Here is a 24,724-nt window from a genome sequence, read left to right on the forward strand (position 1 = left end):
CCCGCCTCTGGATAGGGATTCTCGCCGGCAATTCGCTCGACGCGCACTTCAACAGGCACTGACGCCAATGGTCACTCGCTTTCGCTGTATATCGTTTCTTGGATCCCTGCGGCCAAGATCGGGGCCGCGCCCGCAGGGAAGGATGGGATCGGGCTCATGCGCTCCGGGCGGTTATGAGGCCGGTAAACTCCTCGGCGCCGTAGTCGAACGGCGCCACGCGGCGATCGGGGAGGAAGATCGTATATTGCGTCCATTCCGTGATGGGAATGCCGGCGGCCCGCTCCACCATCTGGCGCAGTGTTCCTTCGCCGGAAATGCGGCGGCTCGCGGCCGCGACGTGATGAACGAGCACGGCCTGCTCGTTCCATGGGACAGGGATTTTCATCATCGGCTCCCGTCGGTAAGGCAACCCAGAGCCGACGGCGTCGGAATATCACGCCTTGCTTGAATGACCTATCGATATCCGCGCAAGAAGGGCGGAACGGGACGTCGCTAGAGCCGGCGTCCGCTGGTTACGCCGCCCGCGGCCAGGGCCCACCAGCAAATGAAGGGCTGCGCGAACAGGCGGGGATAGTGATAGGCCCAGCCCAGCCCTGTTCCGGTCGAAAGATCGCGGACAGCGTGGAGGATGTTCGCTGGATAGACGCAGACCGCATAGAGAGCGAGCATCGTGCCCGCCAGCCAGCGGAGCTTCGGTATGAACAAAGCCGCGGCTCCTGCCAGCTCTGCCGCGCCCGTCAGCATGATCACGAGGTGGGGATGGGGCACGCCGGCCGGCATCACAGGCTCGAAGGCGGCCGGGCGCAGCAGGTGAACCAGCCCTGCGGCGACGAACACGGGGGCGATCGTCAGCCGCGCGATATCGGCAGGGCGCACCCTCTGCCCGTCGCGCCATGGGAGGCGCATGGTCAGCGCGGAACTCCGAGCGACCGATCCGTGTCGACGAGCTCGACCCTGACCTGCTGATGGTTGAACTGGGCCTGGCCGAACACCGTCAGGAAGCTGATGTCGGTGGCATCGCGCCCCACGCCGATCCGCGCGATGCCCTCGGTGGGGGCGAGCCCCGTCGGATCGACCAGATGCCATCCGCCCTCGAGCCAGACCTCGACGACGGCATGGAAATCGGGCGGATCGAGCTGCCAGGCATAGGCGCCCACCATCCTGGCCGGAATGCCGGCCGCGCGTGCCATCGCGATTAGCAGGTGCGCGAAGTCGCGGCACACGCCGCTATGCGACACATAGGTGTCCGCCGCCGTGGTGTTCACGTCGCTGGAGCCGGGGACGTAATCGAGATGCCCCCGGATCCAGTCGGCCATGGCCTGGACCTTGTCGCCGCCTTCCTCATCGCCGAACTCGCGGCGGACGGCGGTCTCGAAACGATCGGCCTCGCAATAGCGGCTCGGGAAGAGATAAGGCACGACGAGCGGCGGCAGGTCCTTGAGCTTGTCGGCATGGAGACCGTGCAAGACGGTCGGCGCACGCTCGATGTCGACCGTCGCCGTGTAATGCGCGGTAATGCGGCCCTCGCCATAGGCCCAGGTCCGGCGACCGAGGCTCTCGTCGCCGATGATGGGGCGAAGCGGCTCGACGCCGCCCACGATCAGCCTGTCCGTGATCAGGATCTGATCATGCATCTGCGCGACCTCCAGCGCGAACAGCAGATCAGCCGGGCCGGCCAGCGTGTAATCGAGGAAGGCGTCTATCGACAGGCGCATCGGCGTGGTCTCTCAATCCCGATCATTTCGCAATCTTGTGCAGGGTACTCATCAACGCCGGCCAATCGTAGGGCTTTCCGAAAAATTGCCCCCGATCCGGAAGCGACGCCTCATCCGGCTGTCGCCGGCCCGATGCGACGACGATCTCCACCGGCGGCCAGCGGTCACGCGCGATCCGCGCCAGAGCGAAGCCGTCCATGCTGCCCGGCATCTCGACGTCCGTGAACAGAATACGGATCTGGGTGCCGGTTTCGAGGATGCGGATCGCCTCGTCGGCGTCGCCGGCCTCGATGACCTCGAAGCCCTCCTCTTCCAGCCTGTCCACGGTATCGAGGCGGATGAGGCTTTCGTCCTCGACGACCAATATGGTCGGCTTACTCAACGTGTTCGTCCGAGACCAGCATCGCGTGCATCCTCATTGGCCTGCGCCTGCGAGGGGAGCTGCGAACTCAGCCTCGGATACCAAGGCTTGACAACCGGCGGGTGCACCGCAGCGTTCCGGGCATTCACAAAGAAATCCCGTATGTGCCGACTTTCGCGGCAACGCTTGGAATTGCTCTAGACCGAGGCGTTCAATGGCCTCTTTGGCGCCATCCGGTTTCCAGCCGGCTGACAAGCTGCTGGATACCGATCGACGATATCACCGTGCGCTCTTCGTGCCAGTCTGCGATCCAGATCTTGGCGATGCAATGGATGGCGCATGCAGATTGATCGATTTCGCTGAGGGCAGACCATGCGCGAACGCAGCCCCGGAGCGTGCCGACCTCCGTGGCGACGCGCCCCGGCCACGAGAGCTTCGCTTCGAAATCCCAGGGGATGCATTCGTCCGCCATGAAGCGGTCAGACGGCTCGGCGCGTCTTCAGCTGGCGCTGGCGGCGCAGCCGGGTGACTCTGGCCTTAGCCATCTTGAGCATCGTGCGGCGCCGGCACGGTTTCGGGACCTTGGACAGCTCATGCTCGATCGCCAGCTCGGCGGCTTCGCCGTGATCGCGCAGCATGTAGATCGCCTCATCCTGGGCTTCGGCGCGCATCCGTCGCCTGCGATCGAACCATTCCTGAATCTGCATATGACCTTCCTCCCGAATGGTTGGCGCTGTCGCCGTCAACGCACCCGCAAGGGCGTGCGGATCACGTCTCCGGTGATCAGCTTGCCGGCGAAGACGCGGCTCATGATGGCGGCATCGTGGGAGTTGATCAGGACGACACGCGTGCCGCCGGTGTGAAGGGGTTCGACAGTGCTGATCGTCGCCTTGTTCTTGGCGCAGGCGGCCATCACGTCGTCGATGTGGAGCGTTACGCAGAATGCGCGTGACATGGCTATTTCCAAAACAGAGAAAAGGCGGCGCGAACGCACCATCCAAAAAAAGGGCGCCCTGAGGCGCCCTTTCCGTCATGCCGGCTGGAGGTTCACCGCCGAGGTCTTTCCCCGGCGATCGGTTTCCAGTTCGTAGGAGATGCGCTGTTCCTTATCGAGAGTGCGCATTCCGGCGCGTTCGACGGCCGAGATGTGGACGAAGGCATCGCCGCTGCCGTCCTCGGGAGCGATGAAGCCATAGCCCTTGTCGGCATTGAAGAATTTCACGGTTCCGGTGATCATGGGTAACTCCTTTTTGGGTGCGCCGGATGGCGCGTCTTCATGATGGAAAAATTCAGTTCGCTTCGACCTTGAGAGCCTTTTCGGCAGCCGCCTCGTCGCGCAGCCGCTCTCCCTTGCGCAGCCGGTTCGCCATGGCGAGCCAGGCTTCCTGCGATCGCAGGCAACGTTCGCGCACGTTCGTCAAGACGGTGGCCTCGGCTTCGCGAGCGCATTCCGCTGCGCGTGCCAGGTAGAATTCGCTGGTGACGGACATGGCAGGCTCCCGGTGAGAAGATCAGCCCAAGGCTTCGGCGACGATCTGCCGCAGCTCGGTTTTAGACAGAGTCATGGACCGTCGCGGAGCAATCCTGCTCCCGCGGCGATTAAAAGTGGTCGCCGACAGAGCGCCGGCAATGGATTTCAAGGTGTTCATATGTCCTTCGGCGCGATCTCGTCGCGCGATAGTGATTGTACGATGCTATCGTCTCTTGCGCTGGAACGCCGGGGTCGGACCCGAGCCGCGTTCGCGATAGACGATCCGTCCCTTTTCGAGGTCGTAGGGCGTCATCTCGACCCGCACCTGATCCCCGACCACCGAGCGAATCCGACCGCGCCGCATCCGGCCGGCCGTATAGGCGATGATGCTGAACCCATTTTCCAGGCGGACCCGGAAACGGCCATCGGGCAGGATTTCGTCGATGAGGCCTTCGATGGAGAGAAGCTCCTCCTTGGCCATCGATCAGGCTGTCCGATCCGAAACGGGCGTCGCGAAGTTCCACCGCGCACCCGCACGACAAAGCCACGAACCAGGAAAAAGGCCCAATACGGCTGATTTCATCGGAAGATATACTTTCCACGAACAAGTCTTGCTGCGAGCGGTAACTCGCGCAGCCGGAAGCATGTAAGGGAAAGCGGCGCCGAAGCGCCAAATTCCGTCGCAGGCGACGTTAGCGTCTACTCATATGGACCGGATTGAGCGGAATTGCAATCTCGCTCTTTTAATGCCCGGATTTCAGACCGGGCGTAGAAGGTTTTCACCAATACTGAGGTAGAAGGCGCAGATCCAGGCGAGGTCGGCCTGACTGACCGAAAGCCGCTCACCAAGGTCGAGCACCGGGGGGACTCCTTCGGCGGTATCGCTCGGCCAGCCAAGCGTGAGCGTCGTCGTGTGCCTTCGATCGCCCCGCCGGACGACTCCGCTGCAGTGGAACAGAGCGTCCCGGCACCGGCCCAGCGCCCGCAACCGGGCGCCGTGCTTTGCCTCGATGTTCATGTGGTGGCAAATGGCTTCGAGCTTGTTCGGTGTGTTCCTGATCCGCCCAAGCGATACGAGATCCTCCACGGTCCAGCCATCTGCAGCGGCTATCTCGTCCAGCAATATGTTGAGAAAGCGGTCGAGTTCGCGCAATCCGTTCCCAAGCACCTTCGAAGGGTAGCGGGTGCGGCGCGCATGGGAGGGGGCTATTGGCTCGGCGGCCAGGAATGCTGCCGCGTTGCGCAGGGTGCGATGGGCTTGGTCAATGCCGATGGATGCGGTGCGAGCGATGCCGGTAGCCTGGGAGCGGGATGCTCGGCATGCGCGATAGCACGACCCGGGATGGATCCCTATTCGGGCAACGTGGCCTTCCGCCTGCCATGATGTGGCAGGGCGTTGGCAGGAGGCGAGCCCCGCAACTCGGTCACTCGGTAAGTTCTTCCACGAAAATGATCCGGTTCGCGTCGGCCGGGCCGCTGGCGAGTCGCCGCTTCCCCATCGCGATGATTTCCTCGCGATGCTGATCGACGAACTGGCGGGCGGTCAGGCGATCCATCTTTCTGCCCGCCATCTTGTTCAGGACGCGATGACTCGTGAACAGAAGGCGATCGCGATCATCCCATCTCGTCCGGAGCAGCACATGATCGTCGACTGTTTCGATGTCGGTCATGACGGCTCAACGCGGATCCCGGTGTTTCGGGCCCAAAAGCGTCCCGTCCGGAACTTCGGCGCTTTTGAGAGATTGTGCGCGCAGGGCGCGTCCATCCGGCCTCGCATCGCCAGGGGAATTCCGACATGACCAGTTCGCCACACCGTCCTCAGGTGCTGCCGTTCGGCAACCTTGACGATGCGTCGGCCGGCGAGCTCTCCGACATCGATCTGCTGCACCGGATCAGCGTCGCGCTCATCAACGAGCAGGATCGCTTCGAGCTCTACGGCAAGATCGTCGAAGCGGCCGTCGCGATCACGGGATCGCAGTTCGGGACGATGCAGCTGCTCTGCCCCGCCGACGATCCGTCGGGCCATGGCGGGGAGCTTCAGCTGCTGGCGCATCGCGGCCTGCCGCCCGAGGCCGTCGGCTTCTGGCAATGGGTCAGCCCCCGGGCCTTCAGCAGCTGCACGTTGGCGCTGAAGTTCGGCCAGCGGGCGATCGTCCCCGATTTCGAGGAATGGGACGAGATCGCGGGCACGCCGGACCTCGCCGCCTTCCGCAGCGCCGGCATCCGCTCGGCCCAGACCACGCCCTTGCTCTCCCGAAGCGGCAAGCTGCTCGGCATGATCTCGAACCATTGGAGCGAGCCGCACGAACCGTCCGACCGCGACCTCAGGATGCTCGACATCGTGGCGCGGCAGGCGGCTGACATTCTGGATCGCACCATCGCCGAAGAGACGCTGCGGCAGCTCAACGAGACGCTGGAGGTCCGCGTCGAGGAGCGATCGCGGGAACTGATGGCGTCGGAGGATCAGGTCCGCCAGCTGCAGAAGATGGAGGCGATCGGTCAGCTGACCGGCGGCGTCGCCCACGATTTCAACAATCTGCTGACGATCATCCGGTCTTCCGCCGAGCTTCTCTCGCGCCGCGAACTGCCGCGCGACAAGCAGAAGAAATATATCGATGCGATCGCCGAGACCGCTGATCGGGCCGCCAAGCTGACCAGCCAGCTGCTCGCCTTCGCGCGCCGCCAGGCGCTCAAGCCGGAGGTGTTCAACGCGGCGACGAAGGTCGGCTCCGTCGCGGACATGCTGCGCACCGTCGTCGGTTCGCGCGTCGACCTCGTCGTCGATCCGATCTGCGCGTCCTGCTTCGTCGAGGTCGATGCGAGCCAGTTCGAGACCGCGCTCGTCAACATGGCAGTGAATGCCCGCGATGCCATGAACGGCGAGGGGCGCATCACGATCGCGATCGAGGCGGCCGGCTCGGTTCCCGCGCGACGCGGCCATGCTGCGGCGAAGGGCGACTTCGTCAAGGTGTCCGTGACCGATACCGGATCGGGAATGGCCTCCGATCAGCTCGAACGCATCTTCGAGCCGTTCTTCACCACGAAGGAAGTCGGCAAGGGCACGGGGCTGGGGCTCAGCCAGGTCTATGGCTTCACCAAGCAATCCGGTGGCGAGATCGATGTCGACAGCCGGCTCGGCGAGGGGACGACATTCAGCCTCTATCTTCCCCGCACCAAGGCGCCGAACGCCGTCGACGCGCTCTTGCCGATCGAGAAGTTCGCCGCCGCCGAGGCCAGCATCCTCATCGTCGAGGACAATGATCAGGTCGGCGAGTTCGCCTCCCACCTGCTGGGCGATATGGGTTTCATGACCCGCCGCGCCGCGAACGCCCGCGAGGCCATCGTCATCCTTGAGCGCGAGCACGATCTGATCGACATCGTGTTCTCCGACGTCATCATGCCGGGAATGGACGGCGTCGAACTCGGCCGGCAGGTCCGCAGGCGCTGGCCGGAGCTGACCGTCGTGCTCACCAGCGGCTACAGCCATGTGCTGGCCGACGATGCGCGTCACGGATTCGCGCTGCTGCACAAGCCGTATTCGGTCGACGAACTGTCGCGTGTCCTTCGTGATGCCCGACAGTCTCGAGGCCGATAGGCGATGGTGCGGAGCCACTGCCGCTCCAGCCGTTTCGGTTTATTTATCGACACATGAGGGGTAGGACGGGGCGTCGGCTGGGAAGATCCCGGCGTGCCGCTTCTGTGTACGCCATCAGCGTCCGGCGGTACTCATAAAGGAGCTTGAATGGCCGAACGAATGCCCAAGGCCGCCACCGGCATCGAAGGCCTCGACGCCGTTCTCGCCGGCGGCCTGACCCGCAGCCGGGTCTATCTGCTCGAAGGCAGTCCCGGCACCGGCAAAACCACGATCGCGACGCAGTTCCTGCTGGAAGGCGCGAGCCGGGGTGAGCAATGCCTCTACATCACCCTGTCCGAAACCGAGGAGGAGCTCCGCGAAAGCATCACCTCGCACGGCTGGGAGTTGCCCGGCAATTTCGCCATCTTCGAGCTGATCCCGCCCGAAAGCCTGCTCGACGAGCAGCAGCAGCAGAGCCTGCTCTACTCCTCGGATCTCGAACTGGGCGAGACCACCAAGCGCATCTTCGAGGCCTACGAACGGATCAGGCCGGACCGGGTCGTTCTCGACAGCCTCTCGGAAATCCGTCTGCTGGCCCAGAGCTCGTTGCGCTACCGGCGCCAGATCCTCGCGCTCAAACAGTATTTCGCCCGGCAGGGCGCGACCGTGCTGATGCTCGACGATCTGACGGCGGAGGCGCTGGACAAGACGGTGCACAGCGTCGCGCACGGCGTCATCCGGCTGGAGGAGCTCTCGCCCGATTATGGCGCGGAGCGTCGCCGGCTGCGCGTCATCAAGTATCGCGGGCAGCGCTACCGGGGCGGCTATCACGATTTCGTGATCGACACCGGCGGCGTGCGGGCCTTCCCGCGCCTCGTCTCGTTGGAGCACAAGACCGATTTCGATCGCAGCATCGTGGCGACGGAGAGCTCCGAGCTGAACGCGCTGCTCGGCGGCGGCTTCGACCGGGGATCGAGCGCCCTGATCCTCGGCCCCGCCGGCACCGGCAAATCGCTGTTCGCGCTGACCTTCATCAAGGGAGCGATCGACCGCGGCGACAAAGCCGCGATGTTCGTCTTCGACGAGGAGCTGGGCCTTCTGTTTCGCCGGGCCAAGGGGCTGGGCGTCGATCTGCAGGCGATGGTCGACGGCGGCAAGCTGGCGATCGAGCAGGTGGACGCGGCCGAGCTTTCACCTGGCGAATTCTCCGAGCGGGTCCGCCGCTGCGTCGAGAAATACGGCGCGCGCACCGTCGTGATCGACAGCCTGAATGGATATCAGGCGGCGATGCCGGAGGAGACGGCGCTCATCCTGCACATGCACGAGCTGCTCCAGTATCTGAACCGGCAGGGCGCCACGACCTTCCTGACGGTCGCCCAGCATGGCCTCGTCGGGGACATGAAGGCGCCGGTCGACGTCACCTATCTGGCCGATACCGTGGTGCTGCTGCGCTATTTCGAGGCGGCCGGCCGGGTGCGACGGGCCATCTCCATCGTCAAGAAGCGGACCGGCGCGCATGAGGACACGATCCGCGAGTTCCGGATCGACAGCCGGGGCATCACGCTGGGCGAGCCGCTGGTGAAGTTCCAGGGCGTGCTGCGTGGCGTGCCCACGCTGATCGGGCCGCCCGATCTCTTCAATCTTTCTTCATCCGCACCCGGCGGCGAATGAACACGAATTGGTCCGAGCGCGCGATCATCCTCGCGCCGCGAGGGCGGGATGCCGCGCTCGCGGCGGCGATGCTGCGCGACGGCGGTATGGATAGCCTCATCGTCACCGGCATCGGCGAACTGGTGCAGACCGCGCGCGGCGGGGCCGGTTTCGCGCTGGTTACTGACGAGGCCTTCCATCGTGTCGACCTGCGGGGGCTGGACGCCTTCATCGGCGAACAGGAGGAATGGTCGGATTTCCCTTTCATCCTTCTGACGGAGCGGGGCGGCAGCATCGAGCGCAATCCGGCGGCTGGCCGCCATCTGGAGCTTCTTGGCAACGTCACGTTTCTCGAGCGGCCATTTCATCCGACGACGCTCATCAGCATCGCCACCGCCGCGCTGCGCGGCCGTCGTCGTCAATATGAGGCGCGCACGCGGCTCCAGACGATCCGCGACCGCGAGCAACAGCTTAGGATCGCGCTGGCGGCCGGGCGGCTCGGAGCCTGGGCGCTCGACGTGACGACCATGACGCTGGATGCGTCCGACCATTGCAAGGAAAATTTCGGACGCCGGCCGGATGAGCCGTTCCGCTATGAGGATCTCATCTCCACCGTCCACCCGGACGATCTCGGAGCCATGCAGGATGCGGTCGGCCGCACGCTCGCGACCGGCGTCGACTACGACGTCGAATATCGCTGCATCTGGCCCGACGGAAGCCAGCACTGGGTCCAGGTCCGCGGCCGGACCGAGGAGGATAAGGCGGGGCGGCGGCATCGCCTGGTCGGCGTCAGCCAGGACATTACCGATCGCAAGGCGTCCGAAGAGACACTGCGCAACTTCGCCGCCGAGCTTGAGGATCGCGTGGAACGGCGCACCCGCGAGCATGAGGCGATGACGGCGCAACTCCACGAGGCGCAGAAGCTGGAGACGCTGGGCCAGCTGACGGGCGGGGTTGCCCACGATTTCAACAACCTGCTGACCCCGATTGTCGGCACCCTCGACCTGGTTCGCCGCAAGACCGACGACCTTCGGACCCAGAGGCTTCTGGATGGCGCGCTGCAGGCATCGGAGCGCGCCCGGACGCTGGTCGCGCGCCTGCTGGCCTTCGCGCGCAGGCAGAATCTCGAAGCGCGGCCGGTCGATGTCACCGCGTTGGTGGATGGCATGGTCGATCTCATCCAGCGATCGATCGGGCCAACCATCCGCCTTGAGGTTCGGATCGAAGAAGCGCCGGCGGCCGCCTTGGTCGATCCCAACCAGCTGGAGCTGGCCCTCCTCAACCTTGCCGTCAACGCCCGCGATGCCATGCCCGAAGGCGGAAAGTTGACGATCGAAACCTCGCGGATCGATATCGGCTCGGAACAGCCCGGCCTGATTCCCGGCCCATACGCGCTCATCCGCGTTACCGACACCGGCGCGGGCATGGACGCGGCGACGCTCGCCCGAGCGGTCGAGCCCTTTTACTCGACGAAGGGGATCGGCAAGGGAACCGGCCTCGGGCTTTCGATGGTGCACGGATTGGCCGCCCAGTCCGGCGGGGCTCTCGTTCTGGAAAGCGTGCTCGGGGCCGGAACCACGGCAAGGCTTTGGCTTCCTGCGGCGACCGCCGAGGCAGTGGCGCCGACGATTCCGCCCGACAATTGGCAGCGCGACGGCCGGACGCTGAAAATACTGCTCGTCGATGACGAGGAGCTTGTCCGTAGCGGGACGGCGGAGATGCTGGCCGACATGGGGCACGAGATCGTTCAGGCTGGTTCCGGCGCGGCCGCGCTCGGCGCGCTCCGTTCGCAGGCATTCGATATTCTCGTGACCGACTACCTCATGCCGTCCATGAGCGGACTCGATCTCGCGCGGGAGGCGCGCAGACTGCGCCGCGACCTGCCCGTCCTCATGATCACCGGTTTCGCGGACCTGGCCGATGATCGAGGGCGCGATGTCGCGAGGCTGGCGAAGCCTTTCCACATGGACGAGCTGGCTCGCGCCATCGAACTGGAAATGGTGCCGTCAGCGGAGAATCGCATGTCGGCCGACTGAGGTGACGGCCGCCGGCATGCCCGAGGCGACGGGGGATCGCTCCCGCGCCTCGATACGCGAAAATCCCTCAAACGCCGCAGACATTCTTTTCAGGATGCGAAATCCCGCAACCGAGCTGATCGGGCGAGGATTTCGGCCATGTGTTGCCGTTGCTCAGGAGGGCCAACCCGATCGCCATTGATTGAATGATGGGCCTGCGCAGGCTTGCTCCGCGATCAGGATGCCGGCGCCTTGGGGCGATAGAAGATGTGGCTCTTCACCTTGGCGATCTTGTCGAGCGAGCCGATCCAGTAAGGCACCATCCAGTCGGCATGGTAGTGAGTCGCGGTGCCGACCGCACGAAAGACGTGGCCACTGAGCGCGCGCCGCGCCTCCAGACGGGCGGCCTCCCAGCCGGCATGCTCGGGTCGCCGCGCCACCGATCCGTCGCAGGTGAAGGAGAATTGGCAGCCGGTCGTCAGACCCGATCCCTGATAGACCACGCCGCACACCGTCTTGGGGAAGCCCGGCACCCGCACGCGGTTGAGCACCACCTGGATCACGGCGGCCTGCCCGCGAGGATCGTCGCCCGCCTCGTAGAGCGCGGCGGTGGCGAGGCACAGGACCGCCTGCTCGCGCGCGGCCGGCGTGCCGTGGAAGTGGAAGGGGGCGGCGGGCGTCAGCGGTCCGGAGACGAAGGGGATGCGGGCGTTGTAGGCGCGAGCTTCGTCCATCGTGAACTTCGGTCGGGGCGCTGGTTTCGGCGGATGTGCGAGCCAGAAGGCAATCGACCCGATCAGGATCGCGACGCTGGCGAACGCCAGCATCGCCAGCGGGCTGGGCGACCAGCGCCGCCGGGTGATCGTCCTCCTCCGCCTCGTCCCGCCTCGCGCCATCGCCGCGCGTTAGCGGCCGGCGGGCCTGCGCGCGAGGCGGCGTTTGACCCTCTCTCGAATTTTTTCGCGAGCCATGTCACACCGGCTTCGCCTGTCTCGTCCTGTCGGTATGCGTGCATGGTGCACGCCTCGGGAGATTTGCGATGACCCAGCGCGTTCGCAACTATTACAGTCTCGCTCCGGCCGGCATCAAGGCGATGATGGACCTGGAGAAGAGCTTCGCCGACAGCGGCATCGAGAAGACCATCCAGGAACTGGTCAAGCTGCGCGCCTCGCAGATCAATGGCTGTGCGTTCTGCATCCACATGCACACGACCGATATGCGCAAGATGGGCGAGAGCGAGATGCGGCTCTACATGCTGAACGCGTGGCACGAGTCGTCGCTCTACACCTCTCGCGAGCGCGCCGCGCTGGCGTGGACCGAGGCGCTCACCCGCATCGCCGACACGCACGCGCCGGATGCCGATTACGAAGTGCTGAAGGCGGAGTTCAGCGATGCGGAGCAGGTGCAGCTGACCCTGATGATCGGGGCGATCAACGCCTGGAACCGGCTGGCGATCGGCCTGCGCGCCGATCATCCGGTCGAGCGCGCCCGTGAAGTCGCCTGACGCGACGTCCACGGTGTTCGAGACGCAGCGGCAGCGGTTGCTGCGCCTCGCCTATCGCATGACGGGATCGTTCGCCGAGGCCGAGGACGTGGTGCAGGATGCCTGGCTGCGCTGGTCGCGGGTCGAGGAATCGGTGGACCAGCCATCGGCCTATCTCACCCGCATCGTGACGCGATTGTGCCTCGATCGGATGCGATCGGCCCGCGTGCGGCGCGAGACCTATGTCGGTGCATGGTTGCCCGATCCGCTGGTCGGATCGACCGAGGATGACGAGGATCAGGCCGACGACATCACGCTCACCCTGATGCTGGCGCTGGAGCGTCTGTCGCCGCTGGAGCGCGCGGCCTTCCTGCTCCACGACGTGTTCGGCGTCGCGCTGAACGATGTCGCCGGCACGCTCGAGCGCGATGCGGCGGCGGTGCGCCAGCTGGCGTCCCGCGCGCGCAGGCACGTGCAGGACGCGAAGCCCCGCTACACGGTCGAGCAGGCCGAAGCGGAGCGGATCACGCGGGCCTTCTTCGCCGCCGCGCGCGATGGCGACGTGGCGGGCTTGCGATCGATGCTGGCAGAGGATGTCGTCCTCTATTCGGATGGCGGCGGAAAGGTGCTCGCCTTCCACAATCCGATCCGGGGCCTCGCCAAGATGCTCCGCCTGTTCGCCGGTCTCGCGCGCAAGCACGCGTTCCGGCCGCAAATGCTGCGCCTGGCTACGATCGACGGCTTGCCCGGCTATGTCAGCATCGATCGCGGCGAATTGCTCCAGACCACCGCGCTCGACATACGCAACGGCCGCATCGCTGGCATCTACATCACCCGCAACCCCGACAAGCTGCGTCATGTCGCGCAGCTCGTCGGGGGAGGATGACGGCGCGGATCAGGCGATCGTCGGAACGATTCCGCCCTCGGCGCGGATCGCGGCGCCGTTGGTGGCGGCGGCCAGCGGGCTGGCAAGGAAGGCGGTCATCGCGCCGATCTCGTCCGCCTCGATGAAGCGGCGGATCAGCGAGAGCGGGCGGATCTTCTCGAAGAACTGCTCCTCGGCCTCCGCGTCGGATTTCGCATCCGGCAGCACGCTCTTCACGAAATCGATAATGCCCTCGGACCGGGTCGGCCCCGGCATCACCGAATTGACCGTCACGCCGGTGCCCTTGGTCTGCGCCGCGAGGCCGCGCGCGATGGCGAGCTGCGCCGTCTTGGTCATGCCGTAGTGGATCATCTCCTCGGGGATGACGAGGCTGCTTTCGGACGAGATGAAGATGATCCGACCCCAATCCTTCGCCAGCATCTTCGGGAAATAGTGGCGGGCGAGGCGCGCGCCGGAAACCACGTTCACCTCGAACAGGTGATGCCAGTCGGCATCGCTGATGTCGGTAAAGGCCTTTGCTTCGTAGATGCCGAGATTGTTGACGAGGATGTCGGTCTCCGGAACGGCGGCGATCAGCGCGGCCGCGCCCTCGGTTGTCGCGGGATCAGCCAGCACCGGATTGACCTTGCCCGACTTGCCGACCTGCTCGGCAGCGGCGTCCAGCTTGGCTTGGCTGCGACCAGTGATGGTGACCTCCACACCCTCGGCGGCGAGCCGCTCGGCGATGGCGAGGCCGATGCCGGCCGTCGATCCGGTGACGATGGCGGTCTTGCCGGCGAGTTTCAGATCCATTCGGGGCTCCTGCATGTGCGGGGATCGTTACGGGCGGGAGGTAGGGTGCATCCGCGCCGGAGCAAGCGACGCGATGGCTGATTTTGCTTGGGGCACCCAAAGCGGAGCTGGGCCGATCGGCTGGACTGGCGAAGATGCGCCGCTAGAAACATCACGGGGCATCGAAAAGGGGCATTGGGATGGGGCCGTCCGGGCATATTCTCGTACTGGTCAGCATCATCATCGGCATGGCCATCACCGATTTGCTGAGCAGCTTCCACCGGCTGATGATCGCTGGCCCCAGGGTGCGATGGTTCTGGCCGGTGCCGGTTCTGGCCGTGCTCCAGCTGCTCAACCTGATCGAGATCTGGTGGAACGCCTACAGTCTTTACACGCAAGCCACGGAAGTCTCGATCGGTGCCTTCCTGCCCGATGTCGCGCTCCTGACCCTCCAGTTCCTGATGGCGGCGGCCGTGTTTCCGGACGAGGTGCCCGAAGGCGGCATCGATCTTCGCGACTATTACTGGAAGGTGGCCCGCTACTTCTGGCTGCTGAGCAGCGCGATCTTCATCACCATCTTCATATTCATGGCGCCGCGCACCACCTCCCCAGGCGCGACGGTGACGACCTTCATCGAGCAATGGTGGGGGAACATGCTCCCGCTGGCCTTCGATATCGTCATGATCGTGTCGCGGCGCGAGTGGCTGCACAAGCTGCTGATCATGGCGTTGATGGCGATCGCGTTGTGGGATTACACGGCGCAGGCGATCGGCTGACGGGATTAATAGGCCGTCATCGAATAGGGCCGGGCTGCCTTCGCGGTCGCCCACGTCTTGTTCGGTGTTGCCGACATCACGAAGCGCAGCTCGCCGCCCGCTTCGATCTGGGCGTGGGTGATGTAGCCCTTGTCCAGCGGCTTTCCGTTCAGCAGCACCTTTGCGACATAGGGATGGTCGTCGCCAAGCCCTTCGGTCAAGATAGCGAAGCGCTTGCCGTCCGGCAGGTTGAGCGTGGCATGGTCCACGAACGGCCGCCCGATCACATATTGCAGGCTGCCCGGCGTCACCGGGTAGAAGCCGAGCCCGGTGAACAGCAGCCAGGCCGACATCTGGCCGAGATCGTCGTTGCCGACGAGGCCGTCGGGCGTCGGTTTGTACTGGCTGTCGACGATCTGCTTCAGCCGCTCCTGCGTGCGCCACGGCTGGCCGGCATAAGAATAGAGATAGGAGACCGAATGGCTTGGCTCGTTGCCGTGGATGTATTGGCCGATCAAGCCGGCAATGTCCTCGGAGTTTGAATAATCGAGCTTGCTGTTGTCGTAGCCGAACATCGCGTCGAGCTTGGCGACGGTCTTCGCGTCGCCGCCGAGCGCACGGATCAGGCCGCCTTCGTCCTGCGGCATGAACCAGCTATACTGCCACGCATTGCCCTCGGTGTAATCGGAGCCGTATTTGATCGAGACGGGATCGAACGGCTCGCGAAATTGGCCGGTCGAAAGGCGGGCGCGGACCCAGCCGGTCTTCGGATCGAAGCCGTTGCGCCAGTTGGCGGCGCGCTTGGCGAAGGTAGCGGCTATGTTGGCGTTGCCCATGGCCTTTGCCATCTGCGCGATGGTCCAGTCGTCATAGGCGTATTCGACCGTCTTGGAGGCGGCTTCAGGCTCCTTATCGATAGGCACGTAGCCGAGCTTCATATAATCGGCGAGGTCGCCATAGGGGCCGTAGGTGGCGCTCGCGACCATGGCGTGCAGCGCCTCGTCCGCATCGAAGCCCTTGATGCCCTTAAGGTAGGCGTCGGCGATGATGGGGACGGCGTGGTAGCCGATCATGCACCACGTCTCACGCCCCTGAAATTGCCAGACCGGGAGAATGCCGAACGGACTCTGCTTCTGACTTTCCACCAGCGAGCGGATGAAGTCGGCGTTGGTCCGCTCCGGCTGGATGATGGTGAGCAGGGGATGCTCGGCGCGGAACGTATCCCACAGCGAGAAGGTCGATCGGAAGGTGAAGTCTTTCGCCTCGTGCACCTGATTGTCGGTGCCGCGGTAGCGCCCGTCCACATCGCTCGCGACCGAGGGGGCGAGGAGGCTGTGGTAGAGCGCGGTGTAGAGGCTGGTCTTCATCGCCGCCGGGGCATCGAGATCGACAGCGTTGAGCGCGTCTTCCCATGACGCTTTGGTCTTGCTGTAGATGTCGTCGAAACTGCCCGGCTCGCTGTCCAGATTGGCGATCGCGCCGGCTTCGTCGACCGATGAGATACCCACCTTCACTTCCAGCGGGTGCGTGGTGTGGGAGAAATCGTTGGCCAGGCCGAATTCGAAGCGGGCCACGATCGCGCGGCCTTCACGCTGCGCGACATCATCGGTGTCGCGCCCAGGTCCCTGAAAGCCCTTATAGGGAATATCGGTTTCGGTGTTCACGAAGCTATGGCTGTCGATGGTCAGGTTGAAACGCATCGCGAAGCACAGGATGCGGTCGGGCGCCCAGCCGCGTGTCTGACGGCAGCCGGTGACGGTTCCATCTGGCCGCAGGCGTATGGAGGACCAGATCGTCTTGCCCGGATAATTGTAGAGCGAGCTGCGCAGATCGAGCACCAGACCCTGCCGCGCCTGCCAATTCGCGAATGTGAAGCGCGCGACGCCGATGCGGGTGCCGGCGGTCAATTCGGCCATCACCTTCTGGCTGTCGAGATTGACGGCATAATATCCGGGGTGGGCCTTCTCGCTGGCATGCGAGAAGGTCGAGCGGTAGCCGCTGCCGGGTTTCCCGGGATCGCCGGGTTCCAGCGGCGCCGCGTCGCCCGAGACGGGCGCGATCAGGAAATCGCCGAGATCCGAATGCCCCGCACCGGAGAAATGCGTGAAGCTGAACCCCTGAATCGTGGGGTCATTATATTGGTAGCCTGCCGCGTGCGCGTAGCAGGCGCGGATCACGCAGCTCGTGTCCGTGTCCGGCGAAAGCTGCACCATGCCGAAGGGGGCAGATGCGCCCGGATAGGTGTGGCCTCCGCCGCTGGTGCCGATCATCGGATCGACCGCGTCATAGCCCGGCGAGGCGAGCGCCGGCGCGGCAAGGATCAAAGCGAGGGCGGAGGCGAGGGGGCGGACAAGCGACATGCCCGCCCTTACAGCACCGCGTCAGGCGAAGCGGAAGCCCGAGATCGCCGTCTCCATCACCAGCTCGTTGAAGATACGCTCGCCGGGCGCCTCGCTCGCCCCGGCCGCGACCATCAGCGGCAGCAGATGCTCCTCGCGCGGATGCGAGAAACGGCCCGAGGGGGCGTCGGCCCAGCGCGCCAGCGCCCCGGCGCGCGCAGCCGGCTCGGCGGTCGCGGCCTCGCCCAGCCACGCATCGAACTGGCGCGACGGTTCCGTCGAGGACGTCCGCCCATAGCCGCGCATATTATGGAAGCTCATGCCAGCGCCGACGATCAGCACGCCGTCGTCGCGCAGCGGCGCGAGCGCACGCCCGGCGGCGAGATGCTCGGCTGGGTCGAGGCGCAGGTCGGTCGACATCTCGACCACCGGGATATCGGCATCCGGAAACGCTACCTTGAGCGGCACGAACACGCCGTGATCTATGCCCCGCGTGACATCGAGGCTGGCGGGTGCCCCCGCCGCGTTCAGCAGGCCGGTCGCCTTGGCCGCCAGCACCGGATCACCGGGCGCGGGGTAGGTCAGCTCGTAGGTATGCGGCGGGAAGCCGTAATAATCGAAGATCAGCTCCGGCTGCGCGCCGCCGGTGAAGGCGAAGCCTTCCGTCTCCCAGTGGCCGGAGCAGATCAGGATCGCTTTCGGCCGCTCCGGCAGCAACTTCGGCAGGTCGCGCAGGAAGGCCTCCATGCCCGTCCATGTCCCGCGCGGATCGTCCATGAAGAAGCAGGGGCCGCCGCCGTGCGGGATATAAAGGCTGGGCTGGCGCATTTCGTCTCCATAACGCAACGATCTGCGGCCCATATGGTGTGGGGGGCCGCGGCGCGCTAGGCTGCGCCGAAACAGGGAGGCAAGAGGATGGCTCGGGCGAATATCGGCGCGGCGCTGTTCACCGATAGCGGGTTCGAGCGCAATCTCGTCCTCTGGGGCAGCATCGCCGCGACGATCGCGGTGGTGCTGATCTCCCGCCATCATCCGCATGTGATCTGGGGTCTGGTAGTGACCCTGCCGCTGCTGGTCGTGGCGCTGATCGATCTCGGCCAGACCGAGCACAGCCTGCGCCGCAACTACCCGGCCTCCGCGCACATCCGCTGGTTCTTCGAATGGCTGCGTCCGTTTCTGCGTGCCTACGTGGTCGAGAGCAATCTGGAGGGCCGCCCGTTCAGCATCGACGACCGCTCGCTGGTCTATGCTCGTGCCAAGGGCGATGTGGACGCGCATCCTTTTGGCACCGAGCTGGACGTCTATTCGGGCGAATATGAGTGGCTGGCCCACTCGATGATGCCGAATGCCGCCGCGCCCAAGGATATGCGCGTGACGGTGGGCTCTGACCAATGTTCCAAGCCCTATTCCGCGTCCCGCCTCAACATCTCGGCGATGAGCTTCGGATCGCTCGGCGCCAATGCGATCGAGGCCCTGAACCTGGGCGCCAAGATCGGGGGCTTCTACCACGATACCGGCGAAGGCAGCCTTTCCCCCTATCACCGCAAGCATGGCGGCGACATCGTGTGGGAGCTGGGCTCCGGCTATTTCGGCTGTCGCACCAAGGACGGCCATTTCGATGCCGAGCATTTCCGCGACAAGGCGCAGCTCGATCAGGTGAAGATGACCGAGATCAAGCTGAGCCAAGGCGCCAAGCCCGGCCATGGCGGTCTGTTGCCCGGCCCCAAGGTGACCAGGGAAATCGCCGATACGCGCGATATCGAGGAGGGCAAGGATTGCCTCTCGCCCGCTGGGCACTCGGCCTTCTCGACGCCCAAGGAGCTGCTGGAGTTCGCCGCGAAGATGCGCGATCTGTCCGGCGGCAAGCCGGTCGGCATCAAGCTGTGCGTCGGCTTCCCGCACGAGCTGATGGCGGTGATGAAGGCGATGCTGGCGACCGGCATCCGTCTCGACTTCATCGTCATCGACGGTGCCGAGGGGGGCACCGGCGCCGCGCCCGAAGAGCTCTCCGATCGCGTCGGCATGCCATTGCGCGAGGGCCTGATCATCGCGCGCAATGCGCTGGTCGGCGCAGGGCTCAAGGGGCAGGTTCGGCTTGCCGCCTCGGGCAAGGTGACGTCGGGTGCGGCGATCGCGATGAACGCGGCGCTGGGCGCCGACTGGTGCAACGCGGCGCGCGCCTTCATGTTCTCGCTGGGCTGCGTGCAGTCGATGAAGTGCCACACCGATCTCTGCCCGACGGGCGTCGCGACGCAATCACCTGCCCGCCAGCGCGGCCTCGTCGTGCCCGAAAAGGCCGAGCGGGTGGCGCGCTTCCACAAGTCGACGATCAACGCGCTGCACGAGATCGTCGTCGCGGCGGGCCTCGATTCGCCGAGCGACTTCCGCCCCAATCATCTGCGCCAGCGCGTCAACGTCGCCGAGATGAAGCAGATGAGCGAGATCTACCCCTTCGTGGAGGATGGCGAACTGGTGGCCGGCACCCGTCACGATACGCTGCGCCGCTGGTGGGATTCCGCCGACCCGGACAGCTTCCGCCGCCGCGAGCCGGCTTGACGATAGCCCGTCGGCCCGCCACCGGAGGGCGCGAGGGGTTGAGCGCAGGAGTAAGACGATGGCGTATGAAGAGGTCTCGATCCGCACCGCCGACGGCGATTGCCCGACCCATATCCTGACGCCGGAGGGCGAGGGCCCCTGGCCGGTGGTGATCATCTACATGGATGCTGGCGGCATCCGCCCGACGCTGATCGATATCGGGCGCCGGCTCGCCGAGAACGGCTATCTCGCGGTGGTACCGGACCTCTTCTATCGCGCCGGGCCCTACAGCCTGCCGACCCCGAAGGAGATGATCGCGAGCGGCGATTTCATGAAATATATCGCCCCGCTGTTAGCCACGACCAACCCCGAAAAGGCGGCGAAGGACACCGGCTACCTCCTCGAATATCTCGCGGCCCGCGGCGACGCGAAGGCGCATACGGGCACCGTGGGCTTTTGCATGGGCGGCGGGATGGCGGTCGTCTCGGCGGCGACCTACCCCGATCGGATCGTCGCGGTGGCGAGCTTCCATGGCGGCCGCCTCGCCACCGACGAGCCGGACAGCCCGCATCTGTCTGTGCCCAAGATCAAGGCCGAACTCTATATTGCGGGCGCTGACAAGGATGATCATTATCCGGTCGAGCAGCACGAGCGGCTGAAGCAGGCGCTCGACGAGGCCGGCGTCACCTACCGCGCCGAAATCTACGAAGGCGCGCTGCACGGCTGGATGAAGCCCGATTTCCCGGTCTACGACGAGGCGGCGGCTGAGCGCGGCTGGAAGGAAATGCTCGATCTGTTCGAGCGGACCTTGGGCTAGTTCCGATCCTCCCCCCCCTTCAAGGGGGGGAGGAACCGATGCGGTCAGTTCAGCAGATTCTCCTTGATCAGGCCGAACACGTCCTTGGCCTTGCCGCCGAGCACCGCCTTCGCACCGTAGAGCGACATGCCGAACACCTGGCTCGCCTCGATCTTCGGCGGCATTACGAGCTCGTTCTTGTCCACGACGACGTCGAGCAGCGCCGGCCCCGGCGTGGCGAGCCAGTCGCGCACCGCCGCCTCGACATCGTCGCCCTGCACGACGCGACGGCCCCAGAAGCCCATTGCCTCCGCCACCCGCGCGAAATCGGGGTTGTGGAGGTCGGTATAGGTCTCGATCAGGCCTTCCACCTTCTGCTCCAGCTCGACGAAGCCCAGCGACGAATTGTCGAACACGCAGACCTTGATCGGCAGTTTCTCCTGCACCGCTGTCAGCAGGTCGCCGAGCATCATCGCCAGCCCGCCGTCACCGGAGAGCGCGATCACCTGCCGGTCTGGGAAGGCGGCCTTGGCGCCCAGCGCCTGCGGCATGGCGTTCGCCATCGTGCCGTGGGTGAGCGAGATCACGGTCCGGTTCGTTCCTGTCGCGGCGATGTGGCGCAGGCACCAAACCATGGGTGATCCGCCGTCCGCCGTATAGACCGCATCGGGGGCGGCGAGGCGGGATATCGTCTCGGTCAGATATTGCGGATGGATCGCGCCACCCTTGCCCGAGACGGCGCGCTTTTCCTGCCGCGCCAGCGCCTTCTTGCGATGCTCCAGGCATTCGTCGAGGAAGGCGCGCCCGTCCTTCATCCGGATGCGCGGCAGTAGCGCGTCGAGGGTCGGCGCCACGTCTCCCACGGCGCCGATGTCGATCGGGTGGCGGCGGCCGAGATGGGTGCCGTCTATGTCGATCTGGATGATCGTCGCCTTCTCGGGATAGAATTGCCGCCACGCGAAATCGCAGCCGAGCAGCAGCAGCGTGTCGCACTCCCTGAGCGCGTGATAGCCGCTCTCGATCCCGAAAATGCCGGTCATGCCGACGTCGAACGGGTTGACCGGCTCGAGGAAATCCTTGGCGCGCGATGTGTGGGCGACCGGGGCGCCTAGCCGCTCGGCCAGCGCGATCACCTGATCGTGGGCCGCATGGCAGCCCGATCCGCCGTAGATCGCGATCTTGCCGCCCTGGTTGAGCGCGGTGGCGATGCGATCCAGCTCCTTGTCGGACGGCACCGTGATGGGTTGTGCGCGGTGGACGGCGAAGGCTGGCTCTTCGGGCGCAGACGCTGCAGAAACGTCGGCCGGCACGATCAGCACCGCGACACCGCGCTTCGCCAACGCTGCCTGCGCAGCCATCGCCGTCTTGCGACGGGCCTGCGCTGGCGTGCGGATCTCCTCGCAGAAGACGCTGACCGAGGAATAGATCGCGTTGAAGTCGATCTCCTGCGGGAAATCGAAACCGAGTTCGTCGCGCACGATCTGGCTGGCAATCAGCACCACCGGCGCGCGGTTGCGATGGCTTTCGGTCAGGCCGTTGATGAAGTGCAGGCTGCCCGGCCCGCACGATCCGGCGCATGCCGCCAGCTCGCCGGTGAGCATGGCGTCGGCACCGGCCGCAAAGCCGCCCGCTTCTTCATGCCGGACATGGACCCAGCGGATCGAACTGTCACGGATCGCATCCGTGACGTGGTTCAGCGTGTCGCCCGGCACGCCGTAGCAGCGCTTGACCCCCGCCTGCTCCAGAGTCTCGACGATGACTTCGGCGACGGTCTGGGACATGGGAGGCTCCTTGGCGAAAGTTTCGGAACCGAAACCCTCCGGGCGCGCTCCCGTTCCGACGTCAGCGGCGGGCGTGCTCGATATAGAGTTCGCGCAGGCGGGTGGTGACGGGGCCGGGCCTGCCGTCGCCGATCGGACGACCGTCGATCGAGACGATCGGCAGGATCAGCGATCCGGCGGCGCTGTTGAACGCTTCCTTCGCGTCCAGCGCTTCCTCGACCGAGAAAGGACGGAAATCGATCGTCAGCCCCAGTTCGCCGACGAGATCGGCCAGCGCGTCGCCTGTGCAGCCGGGTAGCGTGACATGGGACTTGTCGCGGGTGACGAGCTTGCCGTCATACGTCAGGATCCACGCGGTGGAGGAGGCGCCTTCCGTCACCATGCCCTCGTCGGTGACCAGCCACGCATCCTGCGCGCCCTTGCGTGCCGCTTCCTGCTTGGCGAGCACCTGCGCGAGCAGCATCACGCTCTTGATGTCGCGGCGGCCCCAGCGAATGTCCGGCACGGTCGCGACGCCGATGCCGGTGCGCGCGGCCGGACTGTCGACCAGCACCTTTTCCTGGGTGAACATCACCAGCGTCGGCGCGAGATCGGGGGAGGGAAGGAAGTCGCGATCCTCGGCACCGCGCGTCGCCTGCAGATAGACCACGCCTTCGGTCAGCCGATTGCGCTCGACCAGCTCCTTTTCGATCGCCTCGATCCGCTCGGGTGTTTCGGCCAGCCGCATGCCGATCTCGCGTGCCGAGCGATCCAGGCGCGCCATATGGCGCGGCGTATCGACCAGCCTGCCGTCGAGAACGGCAGTCACCTCGTAGATGCCGTCAGCGAACAGGAAGCCGCGATCGAGAATCGAGACATTCGCCTCGTGGAGGGGAAGGAAGCTGCCGTTGACGTAAGCGATGCGTGCCATGGCCGCCGCCTATGCCGAAGCAGCGGCGACTTGGCGAGAGGCTAGACGCTGGGCACCTCTTCCACCTCGGCTTCGTGCGTGACGCCCGTCTCCCCGGTTTCTTCCACCTGCTGGTACAATTCCGCCTGCCTGTCGCGCATCTTGCGCCCCAGCGCGTCGAGATCGACCTTGCCATCCTTGGCCGCCTGCTTGGCGGTCTCGAACAGCTCCTCGTCCTCCTCGTCGATATGGTGGACGGTCTCCTCGCCCAATACATGGACCTTGGATTTGAACAGCTCCTCGGTGCCGTCGAGCTGCTCGATCTCCGCGCAGAGCGCCTTGCCCGACGCATGCTCGACGATGCCCTCGTCGACCTCGTCCTTTTCCTCGTCGCCGAGGTCCTTCACGGCGGGGTAGAGCAGTTCCTCCTCTATCGTCATGTGGACGGCGAGGCGCAGGCAGAGCTCTCGGGCGATCGGAACCAATGCCTCGCCCTCGGCATCCTCGGCCTTGTCGAACAGCTCGCGGAATTTGTGATGCTCGTCCTTCAGGAGCGCGATCGCCTCCGGATCGTCCTTCAGGATGCGATGATCGCCCTCGTCATTGCGCTTGGCATACTTGCCCATGTTGAGTCTCCCTCGGTTCGGGAGTCAAACGGAGCGCCGGCGGCGACGTTCCTATCGTTACGGCCTGGAGCCGCAGGCGATCAATGCGCGATGAAGCCGCGCGGCTGGTCCTCGGGGCCGGGATCGTTCGCGCCACCGCTGCTCGCGCCGCCGCCGATCTGCGCCTGCATCGCCTTCACCTCGCCTTCGTCCGCACCGCCGTCGGTCCAGGCGAGCGTGATCGACATGCGGCGGTTGCGCGGGTCGTAGGCGTCGGCGGCGCCCTGATAGGGCTCGCGATCGGCCACGCCCTCGATGCGCAGGAAACGGTCGTTGCCGACGCCGCCCAGCGACAGCGCCTTGCGGGTCGCCTCGGCGCGCGCGGAGGAGAGCGTCCAGTTGTTCACCTGCCGACCCGCCGCATAGGGCAGGCCGTCGGTATGGCCGCGCACGATCACGCCGTTGGGCACGGTCGCGATGGTCTGCGAGACCTCGGCGATCAGCTGCTGCGCCCGCGATACCAGCTGATCGGAGCCGAGCGCGAACATCGAGAAGTCGGCGCCGTCGACGATGTCGATGCGCAGGCCCTCGGGTGTCTCCGTGAAGCGGACATGCTGGTCGAGATTGTTGGTGGCCTTGTTGGCCTTCATCTGCTGCTGGAGCTTCTGCTTGAGCATCTGGAAGCGCACGCGATCGCGCGATCGGATCGCGGCCGCGCCTTCCTTGGCGCCGCCGGACGCATCCTTGGGCACGGTGATCGACTTGGAGCCGGTCTGCGAGGCGCGGTGCGCGTAGTGATCCTTGGAGATGATCGAATCGCCGCCGAACGGCCCGTTCGAGCCGGCCGACTTCTCGCGCATCTCGACGAGAGTGGGCGAGAAATAGTCGGCGATGCCCTTGCGCTGCTTCTCGGTCGTGGCGCCGAGAATCCACAGAAGCAGGAAGAAGGCCATCATCGCCGTCACGAAGTCGGCATAGGCGACCTTCCACGCGCCGCCGTGATGGCCGCCATGGCCTTCGCCGACGATCTTCTTGACGATGACGATCTTTGGCGGCTCGACCGGCTCGTTCCGGCCGCGCTTGGCGGCGCTGGCCATG

The 24,724-nt window shown here is 65.5% G+C and carries 29 protein-coding genes; 9 read left to right on the forward strand and 20 right to left on the reverse strand.

The features are described 5' to 3' along the window. Positions 1-154 precede the first annotated feature (154 nt). The 12 genes from HZF05_RS02170 to HZF05_RS02225 form a co-directional block, all read right to left on the reverse strand. Complete coding sequence (locus HZF05_RS02170; protein WP_160364970.1) at positions 155-385, reverse strand: hypothetical protein; 231 nt, start codon at positions 383-385, stop codon at positions 155-157. 107 nt (positions 386-492) lie between these two features. Beyond that, a complete protein-coding gene (locus tag HZF05_RS02175; protein ID WP_343046812.1) occupies positions 493-876 on the reverse strand; it encodes a DoxX family protein in 384 nt (127 codons plus the stop codon). Positions 877-908: 32 nt separating this feature from the next. Beyond that, positions 909-1,715 (reverse strand): transglutaminase-like domain-containing protein, encoded by an 807-nt coding sequence (locus tag HZF05_RS02180; RefSeq protein ID WP_160364972.1) that lies wholly within the window; start codon positions 1,713-1,715, stop codon positions 909-911. A gap of 22 nt (positions 1,716-1,737) precedes the next feature. Beyond that, entirely contained in the window at positions 1,738-2,097 is a 360-nt protein-coding gene (locus HZF05_RS02185) for a response regulator (protein ID WP_220129653.1), read from the reverse strand. Between the two features lie 190 nt (positions 2,098-2,287). Next, the gene (locus HZF05_RS02190) at positions 2,288-2,548 is read right to left on the reverse strand and encodes a hypothetical protein (RefSeq protein WP_181638771.1); all 261 of its coding nucleotides are present in this window, start codon (positions 2,546-2,548) and stop codon (positions 2,288-2,290) included. 7 nt (positions 2,549-2,555) lie between these two features. Further along, positions 2,556-2,747 (reverse strand): hypothetical protein, encoded by a 192-nt coding sequence (locus HZF05_RS02195; RefSeq protein ID WP_160364973.1) that lies wholly within the window; start codon positions 2,745-2,747, stop codon positions 2,556-2,558. A 71-nt stretch (positions 2,748-2,818) separates the two neighbouring features. After that, a complete protein-coding gene (locus tag HZF05_RS02200; RefSeq protein ID WP_160364974.1) occupies positions 2,819-3,031 on the reverse strand; it encodes a hypothetical protein in 213 nt (70 codons plus the stop codon). Positions 3,032-3,106: 75 nt separating this feature from the next. Next, positions 3,107-3,313 (reverse strand): cold-shock protein, encoded by a 207-nt coding sequence (locus tag HZF05_RS02205; RefSeq protein WP_160364975.1) that lies wholly within the window; start codon positions 3,311-3,313, stop codon positions 3,107-3,109. A gap of 52 nt (positions 3,314-3,365) precedes the next feature. Continuing rightward, positions 3,366-3,566 carry a hypothetical protein gene (locus tag HZF05_RS02210; RefSeq protein WP_160364976.1) on the reverse strand — a complete coding sequence of 67 codons (201 nt, stop codon included), beginning with the start codon at positions 3,564-3,566 and terminating at the stop codon, positions 3,366-3,368. Positions 3,567-3,770: 204 nt separating this feature from the next. After that, positions 3,771-4,028, reverse strand: coding sequence for a translation initiation factor IF-1 (gene infA / locus HZF05_RS02215; RefSeq protein WP_022690262.1), 258 nt, complete (start codon positions 4,026-4,028; stop codon positions 3,771-3,773). Between the two features lie 276 nt (positions 4,029-4,304). Further along, complete coding sequence (locus HZF05_RS02220) at positions 4,305-4,700, reverse strand: hypothetical protein (protein ID WP_160364977.1); 396 nt, start codon at positions 4,698-4,700, stop codon at positions 4,305-4,307. Between the two features lie 271 nt (positions 4,701-4,971). Continuing rightward, the gene (locus HZF05_RS02225) at positions 4,972-5,217 is read right to left on the reverse strand and encodes a hypothetical protein (RefSeq protein WP_181638772.1); all 246 of its coding nucleotides are present in this window, start codon (positions 5,215-5,217) and stop codon (positions 4,972-4,974) included. Between the two features lie 125 nt (positions 5,218-5,342). Here HZF05_RS02225 and HZF05_RS02230 point away from each other — a divergent pair, with 125 nt between their 5' ends. From HZF05_RS02230 to HZF05_RS02240, 3 genes are all read left to right on the forward strand, one after another. Continuing rightward, positions 5,343-7,142: an ATP-binding protein gene (locus tag HZF05_RS02230; protein WP_160364979.1), complete on the forward strand. Its 1,800-nt coding sequence runs from the start codon at positions 5,343-5,345 to the stop codon at positions 7,140-7,142. A gap of 147 nt (positions 7,143-7,289) precedes the next feature. Then, positions 7,290-8,792, forward strand: coding sequence for an ATPase domain-containing protein (locus HZF05_RS02235; protein ID WP_160364980.1), 1,503 nt, complete (start codon positions 7,290-7,292; stop codon positions 8,790-8,792). After that, the gene (locus HZF05_RS02240) at positions 8,789-10,807 is read left to right on the forward strand and encodes a PAS domain-containing hybrid sensor histidine kinase/response regulator (protein WP_160364981.1); all 2,019 of its coding nucleotides are present in this window, start codon (positions 8,789-8,791) and stop codon (positions 10,805-10,807) included. Before HZF05_RS02235 ends, HZF05_RS02240 begins: the two co-directional genes overlap by 4 nt. Positions 10,808-11,022: 215 nt before the next feature. Here the strand turns inward: HZF05_RS02240 and HZF05_RS02245 are convergent, their stop codons facing one another. Further along, positions 11,023-11,520, reverse strand: coding sequence for a cell wall hydrolase (locus HZF05_RS02245; RefSeq protein WP_343046813.1), 498 nt, complete (start codon positions 11,518-11,520; stop codon positions 11,023-11,025). Between the two features lies 1 nt (position 11,521). Between HZF05_RS02245 and HZF05_RS21690 the strand changes: the two genes are divergently transcribed. The 3 genes from HZF05_RS21690 to HZF05_RS02255 all read left to right on the forward strand — a co-directional run bounded on the left by HZF05_RS21690 (position 11,522) and on the right by HZF05_RS02255 (position 13,155). Continuing rightward, entirely contained in the window at positions 11,522-11,695 is a 174-nt protein-coding gene (locus HZF05_RS21690; RefSeq protein WP_246331458.1) for a hypothetical protein, read from the forward strand. Positions 11,696-11,825: 130 nt separating this feature from the next. After that, positions 11,826-12,290: a carboxymuconolactone decarboxylase family protein gene (locus tag HZF05_RS02250; protein WP_160364983.1), complete on the forward strand. Its 465-nt coding sequence runs from the start codon at positions 11,826-11,828 to the stop codon at positions 12,288-12,290. Next, positions 12,277-13,155 (forward strand): RNA polymerase sigma factor SigJ, encoded by an 879-nt coding sequence (locus HZF05_RS02255; protein ID WP_160364984.1) that lies wholly within the window; start codon positions 12,277-12,279, stop codon positions 13,153-13,155. The genes HZF05_RS02250 and HZF05_RS02255 overlap by 14 nt, the downstream gene beginning before the upstream one ends. Before the next feature lie 9 nt (positions 13,156-13,164). Here the strand turns inward: HZF05_RS02255 and HZF05_RS02260 are convergent, their stop codons facing one another. Next, positions 13,165-13,947, reverse strand: coding sequence for an SDR family NAD(P)-dependent oxidoreductase (locus HZF05_RS02260; RefSeq protein WP_160364985.1), 783 nt, complete (start codon positions 13,945-13,947; stop codon positions 13,165-13,167). Positions 13,948-14,126: 179 nt separating this feature from the next. Between HZF05_RS02260 and HZF05_RS02265 the strand changes: the two genes are divergently transcribed. Beyond that, the gene (locus tag HZF05_RS02265) at positions 14,127-14,702 is read left to right on the forward strand and encodes a hypothetical protein (protein WP_160364986.1); all 576 of its coding nucleotides are present in this window, start codon (positions 14,127-14,129) and stop codon (positions 14,700-14,702) included. Positions 14,703-14,707: 5 nt separating this feature from the next. Here HZF05_RS02265 and HZF05_RS02270 read toward each other — a convergent pair whose 3' ends face one another. Continuing rightward, positions 14,708-17,041 (reverse strand): GH92 family glycosyl hydrolase, encoded by a 2,334-nt coding sequence (locus HZF05_RS02270; RefSeq protein WP_160364987.1) that lies wholly within the window; start codon positions 17,039-17,041, stop codon positions 14,708-14,710. A 21-nt stretch (positions 17,042-17,062) separates the two neighbouring features. Then, positions 17,063-17,848: a DODA-type extradiol aromatic ring-opening family dioxygenase gene (locus tag HZF05_RS02275; protein ID WP_220129654.1), complete on the reverse strand. Its 786-nt coding sequence runs from the start codon at positions 17,846-17,848 to the stop codon at positions 17,063-17,065. An 87-nt stretch (positions 17,849-17,935) separates the two neighbouring features. Here HZF05_RS02275 and HZF05_RS02280 point away from each other — a divergent pair, with 87 nt between their 5' ends. Together HZF05_RS02280 and HZF05_RS02285 are read left to right on the forward strand one after the other, a co-directional pair. Continuing rightward, positions 17,936-19,576 (forward strand): FMN-binding glutamate synthase family protein, encoded by a 1,641-nt coding sequence (locus tag HZF05_RS02280; protein WP_160364989.1) that lies wholly within the window; start codon positions 17,936-17,938, stop codon positions 19,574-19,576. Between the two features lie 58 nt (positions 19,577-19,634). Then, entirely contained in the window at positions 19,635-20,372 is a 738-nt protein-coding gene (locus tag HZF05_RS02285; RefSeq protein ID WP_160364990.1) for a dienelactone hydrolase family protein, read from the forward strand. A 44-nt stretch (positions 20,373-20,416) separates the two neighbouring features. Here the strand turns inward: HZF05_RS02285 and HZF05_RS02290 are convergent, their stop codons facing one another. The 4 genes from HZF05_RS02290 to HZF05_RS02305 form a co-directional block, all read right to left on the reverse strand. Beyond that, on the reverse strand, positions 20,417-22,132 hold the full coding sequence (locus tag HZF05_RS02290; protein WP_160364991.1) for a thiamine pyrophosphate-dependent enzyme: 1,716 nt from the start codon (positions 22,130-22,132) through the stop codon (positions 20,417-20,419). A gap of 61 nt (positions 22,133-22,193) precedes the next feature. Further along, positions 22,194-23,042, reverse strand: coding sequence for a D-amino-acid transaminase (locus HZF05_RS02295; RefSeq protein ID WP_160364992.1), 849 nt, complete (start codon positions 23,040-23,042; stop codon positions 22,194-22,196). Between the two features lie 41 nt (positions 23,043-23,083). Continuing rightward, the gene (locus tag HZF05_RS02300) at positions 23,084-23,647 is read right to left on the reverse strand and encodes a hemerythrin domain-containing protein (protein WP_160364993.1); all 564 of its coding nucleotides are present in this window, start codon (positions 23,645-23,647) and stop codon (positions 23,084-23,086) included. 80 nt (positions 23,648-23,727) lie between these two features. Further along, positions 23,728-24,723 carry a flagellar motor protein MotB gene (locus tag HZF05_RS02305; RefSeq protein ID WP_160364994.1) on the reverse strand — a complete coding sequence of 332 codons (996 nt, stop codon included), beginning with the start codon at positions 24,721-24,723 and terminating at the stop codon, positions 23,728-23,730. Between the last annotated feature and the right edge of the window lies 1 nt (position 24,724).

Origin of the sequence: Sphingomonas chungangi, assembly GCF_013778325.1 — a bacterium.
Lineage (GTDB): Bacteria > Pseudomonadota > Alphaproteobacteria > Sphingomonadales > Sphingomonadaceae > Solisphingomonas > Solisphingomonas chungangi.

Excerpts from the sequence above, each read along its gene's own strand:
- HZF05_RS02250 (WP_160364983.1), top strand. The coding sequence starts at position 11,826 with ATGACCCAGCGCGTTCGCAACTATTACAGTCTCGCTCCGGCCGGCATC.
- HZF05_RS02205 (WP_160364975.1), bottom strand. The coding sequence starts at position 3,313 with ATGATCACCGGAACCGTGAAATTCTTCAATGCCGACAAGGGCTATGGC.
- HZF05_RS02275 (WP_220129654.1), bottom strand. The coding sequence starts at position 17,848 with ATGCGCCAGCCCAGCCTTTATATCCCGCACGGCGGCGGCCCCTGCTTC.
- HZF05_RS02305 (WP_160364994.1), bottom strand. The coding sequence starts at position 24,723 with ATGGCCAGCGCCGCCAAGCGCGGCCGGAACGAGCCGGTCGAGCCGCCA.
- HZF05_RS02235 (WP_160364980.1), top strand. The coding sequence starts at position 7,290 with ATGGCCGAACGAATGCCCAAGGCCGCCACCGGCATCGAAGGCCTCGAC.
- HZF05_RS02200 (WP_160364974.1), bottom strand. The coding sequence starts at position 3,031 with ATGTCACGCGCATTCTGCGTAACGCTCCACATCGACGACGTGATGGCC.
- HZF05_RS02300 (WP_160364993.1), bottom strand. The coding sequence starts at position 23,647 with ATGGGCAAGTATGCCAAGCGCAATGACGAGGGCGATCATCGCATCCTG.
- HZF05_RS02230 (WP_160364979.1), top strand. The coding sequence starts at position 5,343 with ATGACCAGTTCGCCACACCGTCCTCAGGTGCTGCCGTTCGGCAACCTT.
- HZF05_RS02210 (WP_160364976.1), bottom strand. The coding sequence starts at position 3,566 with ATGTCCGTCACCAGCGAATTCTACCTGGCACGCGCAGCGGAATGCGCT.
- HZF05_RS02260 (WP_160364985.1), bottom strand. The coding sequence starts at position 13,947 with ATGGATCTGAAACTCGCCGGCAAGACCGCCATCGTCACCGGATCGACG.
- HZF05_RS02270 (WP_160364987.1), bottom strand. The coding sequence starts at position 17,041 with ATGTCGCTTGTCCGCCCCCTCGCCTCCGCCCTCGCTTTGATCCTTGCC.
- infA (WP_022690262.1), bottom strand. The coding sequence starts at position 4,028 with ATGGCCAAGGAGGAGCTTCTCTCCATCGAAGGCCTCATCGACGAAATC.
- HZF05_RS02265 (WP_160364986.1), top strand. The coding sequence starts at position 14,127 with ATGGGGCCGTCCGGGCATATTCTCGTACTGGTCAGCATCATCATCGGC.
- HZF05_RS02225 (WP_181638772.1), bottom strand. The coding sequence starts at position 5,217 with ATGACCGACATCGAAACAGTCGACGATCATGTGCTGCTCCGGACGAGA.
- HZF05_RS02280 (WP_160364989.1), top strand. The coding sequence starts at position 17,936 with ATGGCTCGGGCGAATATCGGCGCGGCGCTGTTCACCGATAGCGGGTTC.
- HZF05_RS02195 (WP_160364973.1), bottom strand. The coding sequence starts at position 2,747 with ATGCGCGCCGAAGCCCAGGATGAGGCGATCTACATGCTGCGCGATCAC.
- HZF05_RS02295 (WP_160364992.1), bottom strand. The coding sequence starts at position 23,042 with ATGGCACGCATCGCTTACGTCAACGGCAGCTTCCTTCCCCTCCACGAG.
- HZF05_RS02190 (WP_181638771.1), bottom strand. The coding sequence starts at position 2,548 with ATGGCGGACGAATGCATCCCCTGGGATTTCGAAGCGAAGCTCTCGTGG.
- HZF05_RS02245 (WP_343046813.1), bottom strand. The coding sequence starts at position 11,520 with ATGGACGAAGCTCGCGCCTACAACGCCCGCATCCCCTTCGTCTCCGGA.
- HZF05_RS02240 (WP_160364981.1), top strand. The coding sequence starts at position 8,789 with ATGAACACGAATTGGTCCGAGCGCGCGATCATCCTCGCGCCGCGAGGG.
- HZF05_RS02180 (WP_160364972.1), bottom strand. The coding sequence starts at position 1,715 with ATGCGCCTGTCGATAGACGCCTTCCTCGATTACACGCTGGCCGGCCCG.
- HZF05_RS02290 (WP_160364991.1), bottom strand. The coding sequence starts at position 22,132 with ATGTCCCAGACCGTCGCCGAAGTCATCGTCGAGACTCTGGAGCAGGCG.
- HZF05_RS02170 (WP_160364970.1), bottom strand. The coding sequence starts at position 385 with ATGAAAATCCCTGTCCCATGGAACGAGCAGGCCGTGCTCGTTCATCAC.
- HZF05_RS02285 (WP_160364990.1), top strand. The coding sequence starts at position 19,635 with ATGGCGTATGAAGAGGTCTCGATCCGCACCGCCGACGGCGATTGCCCG.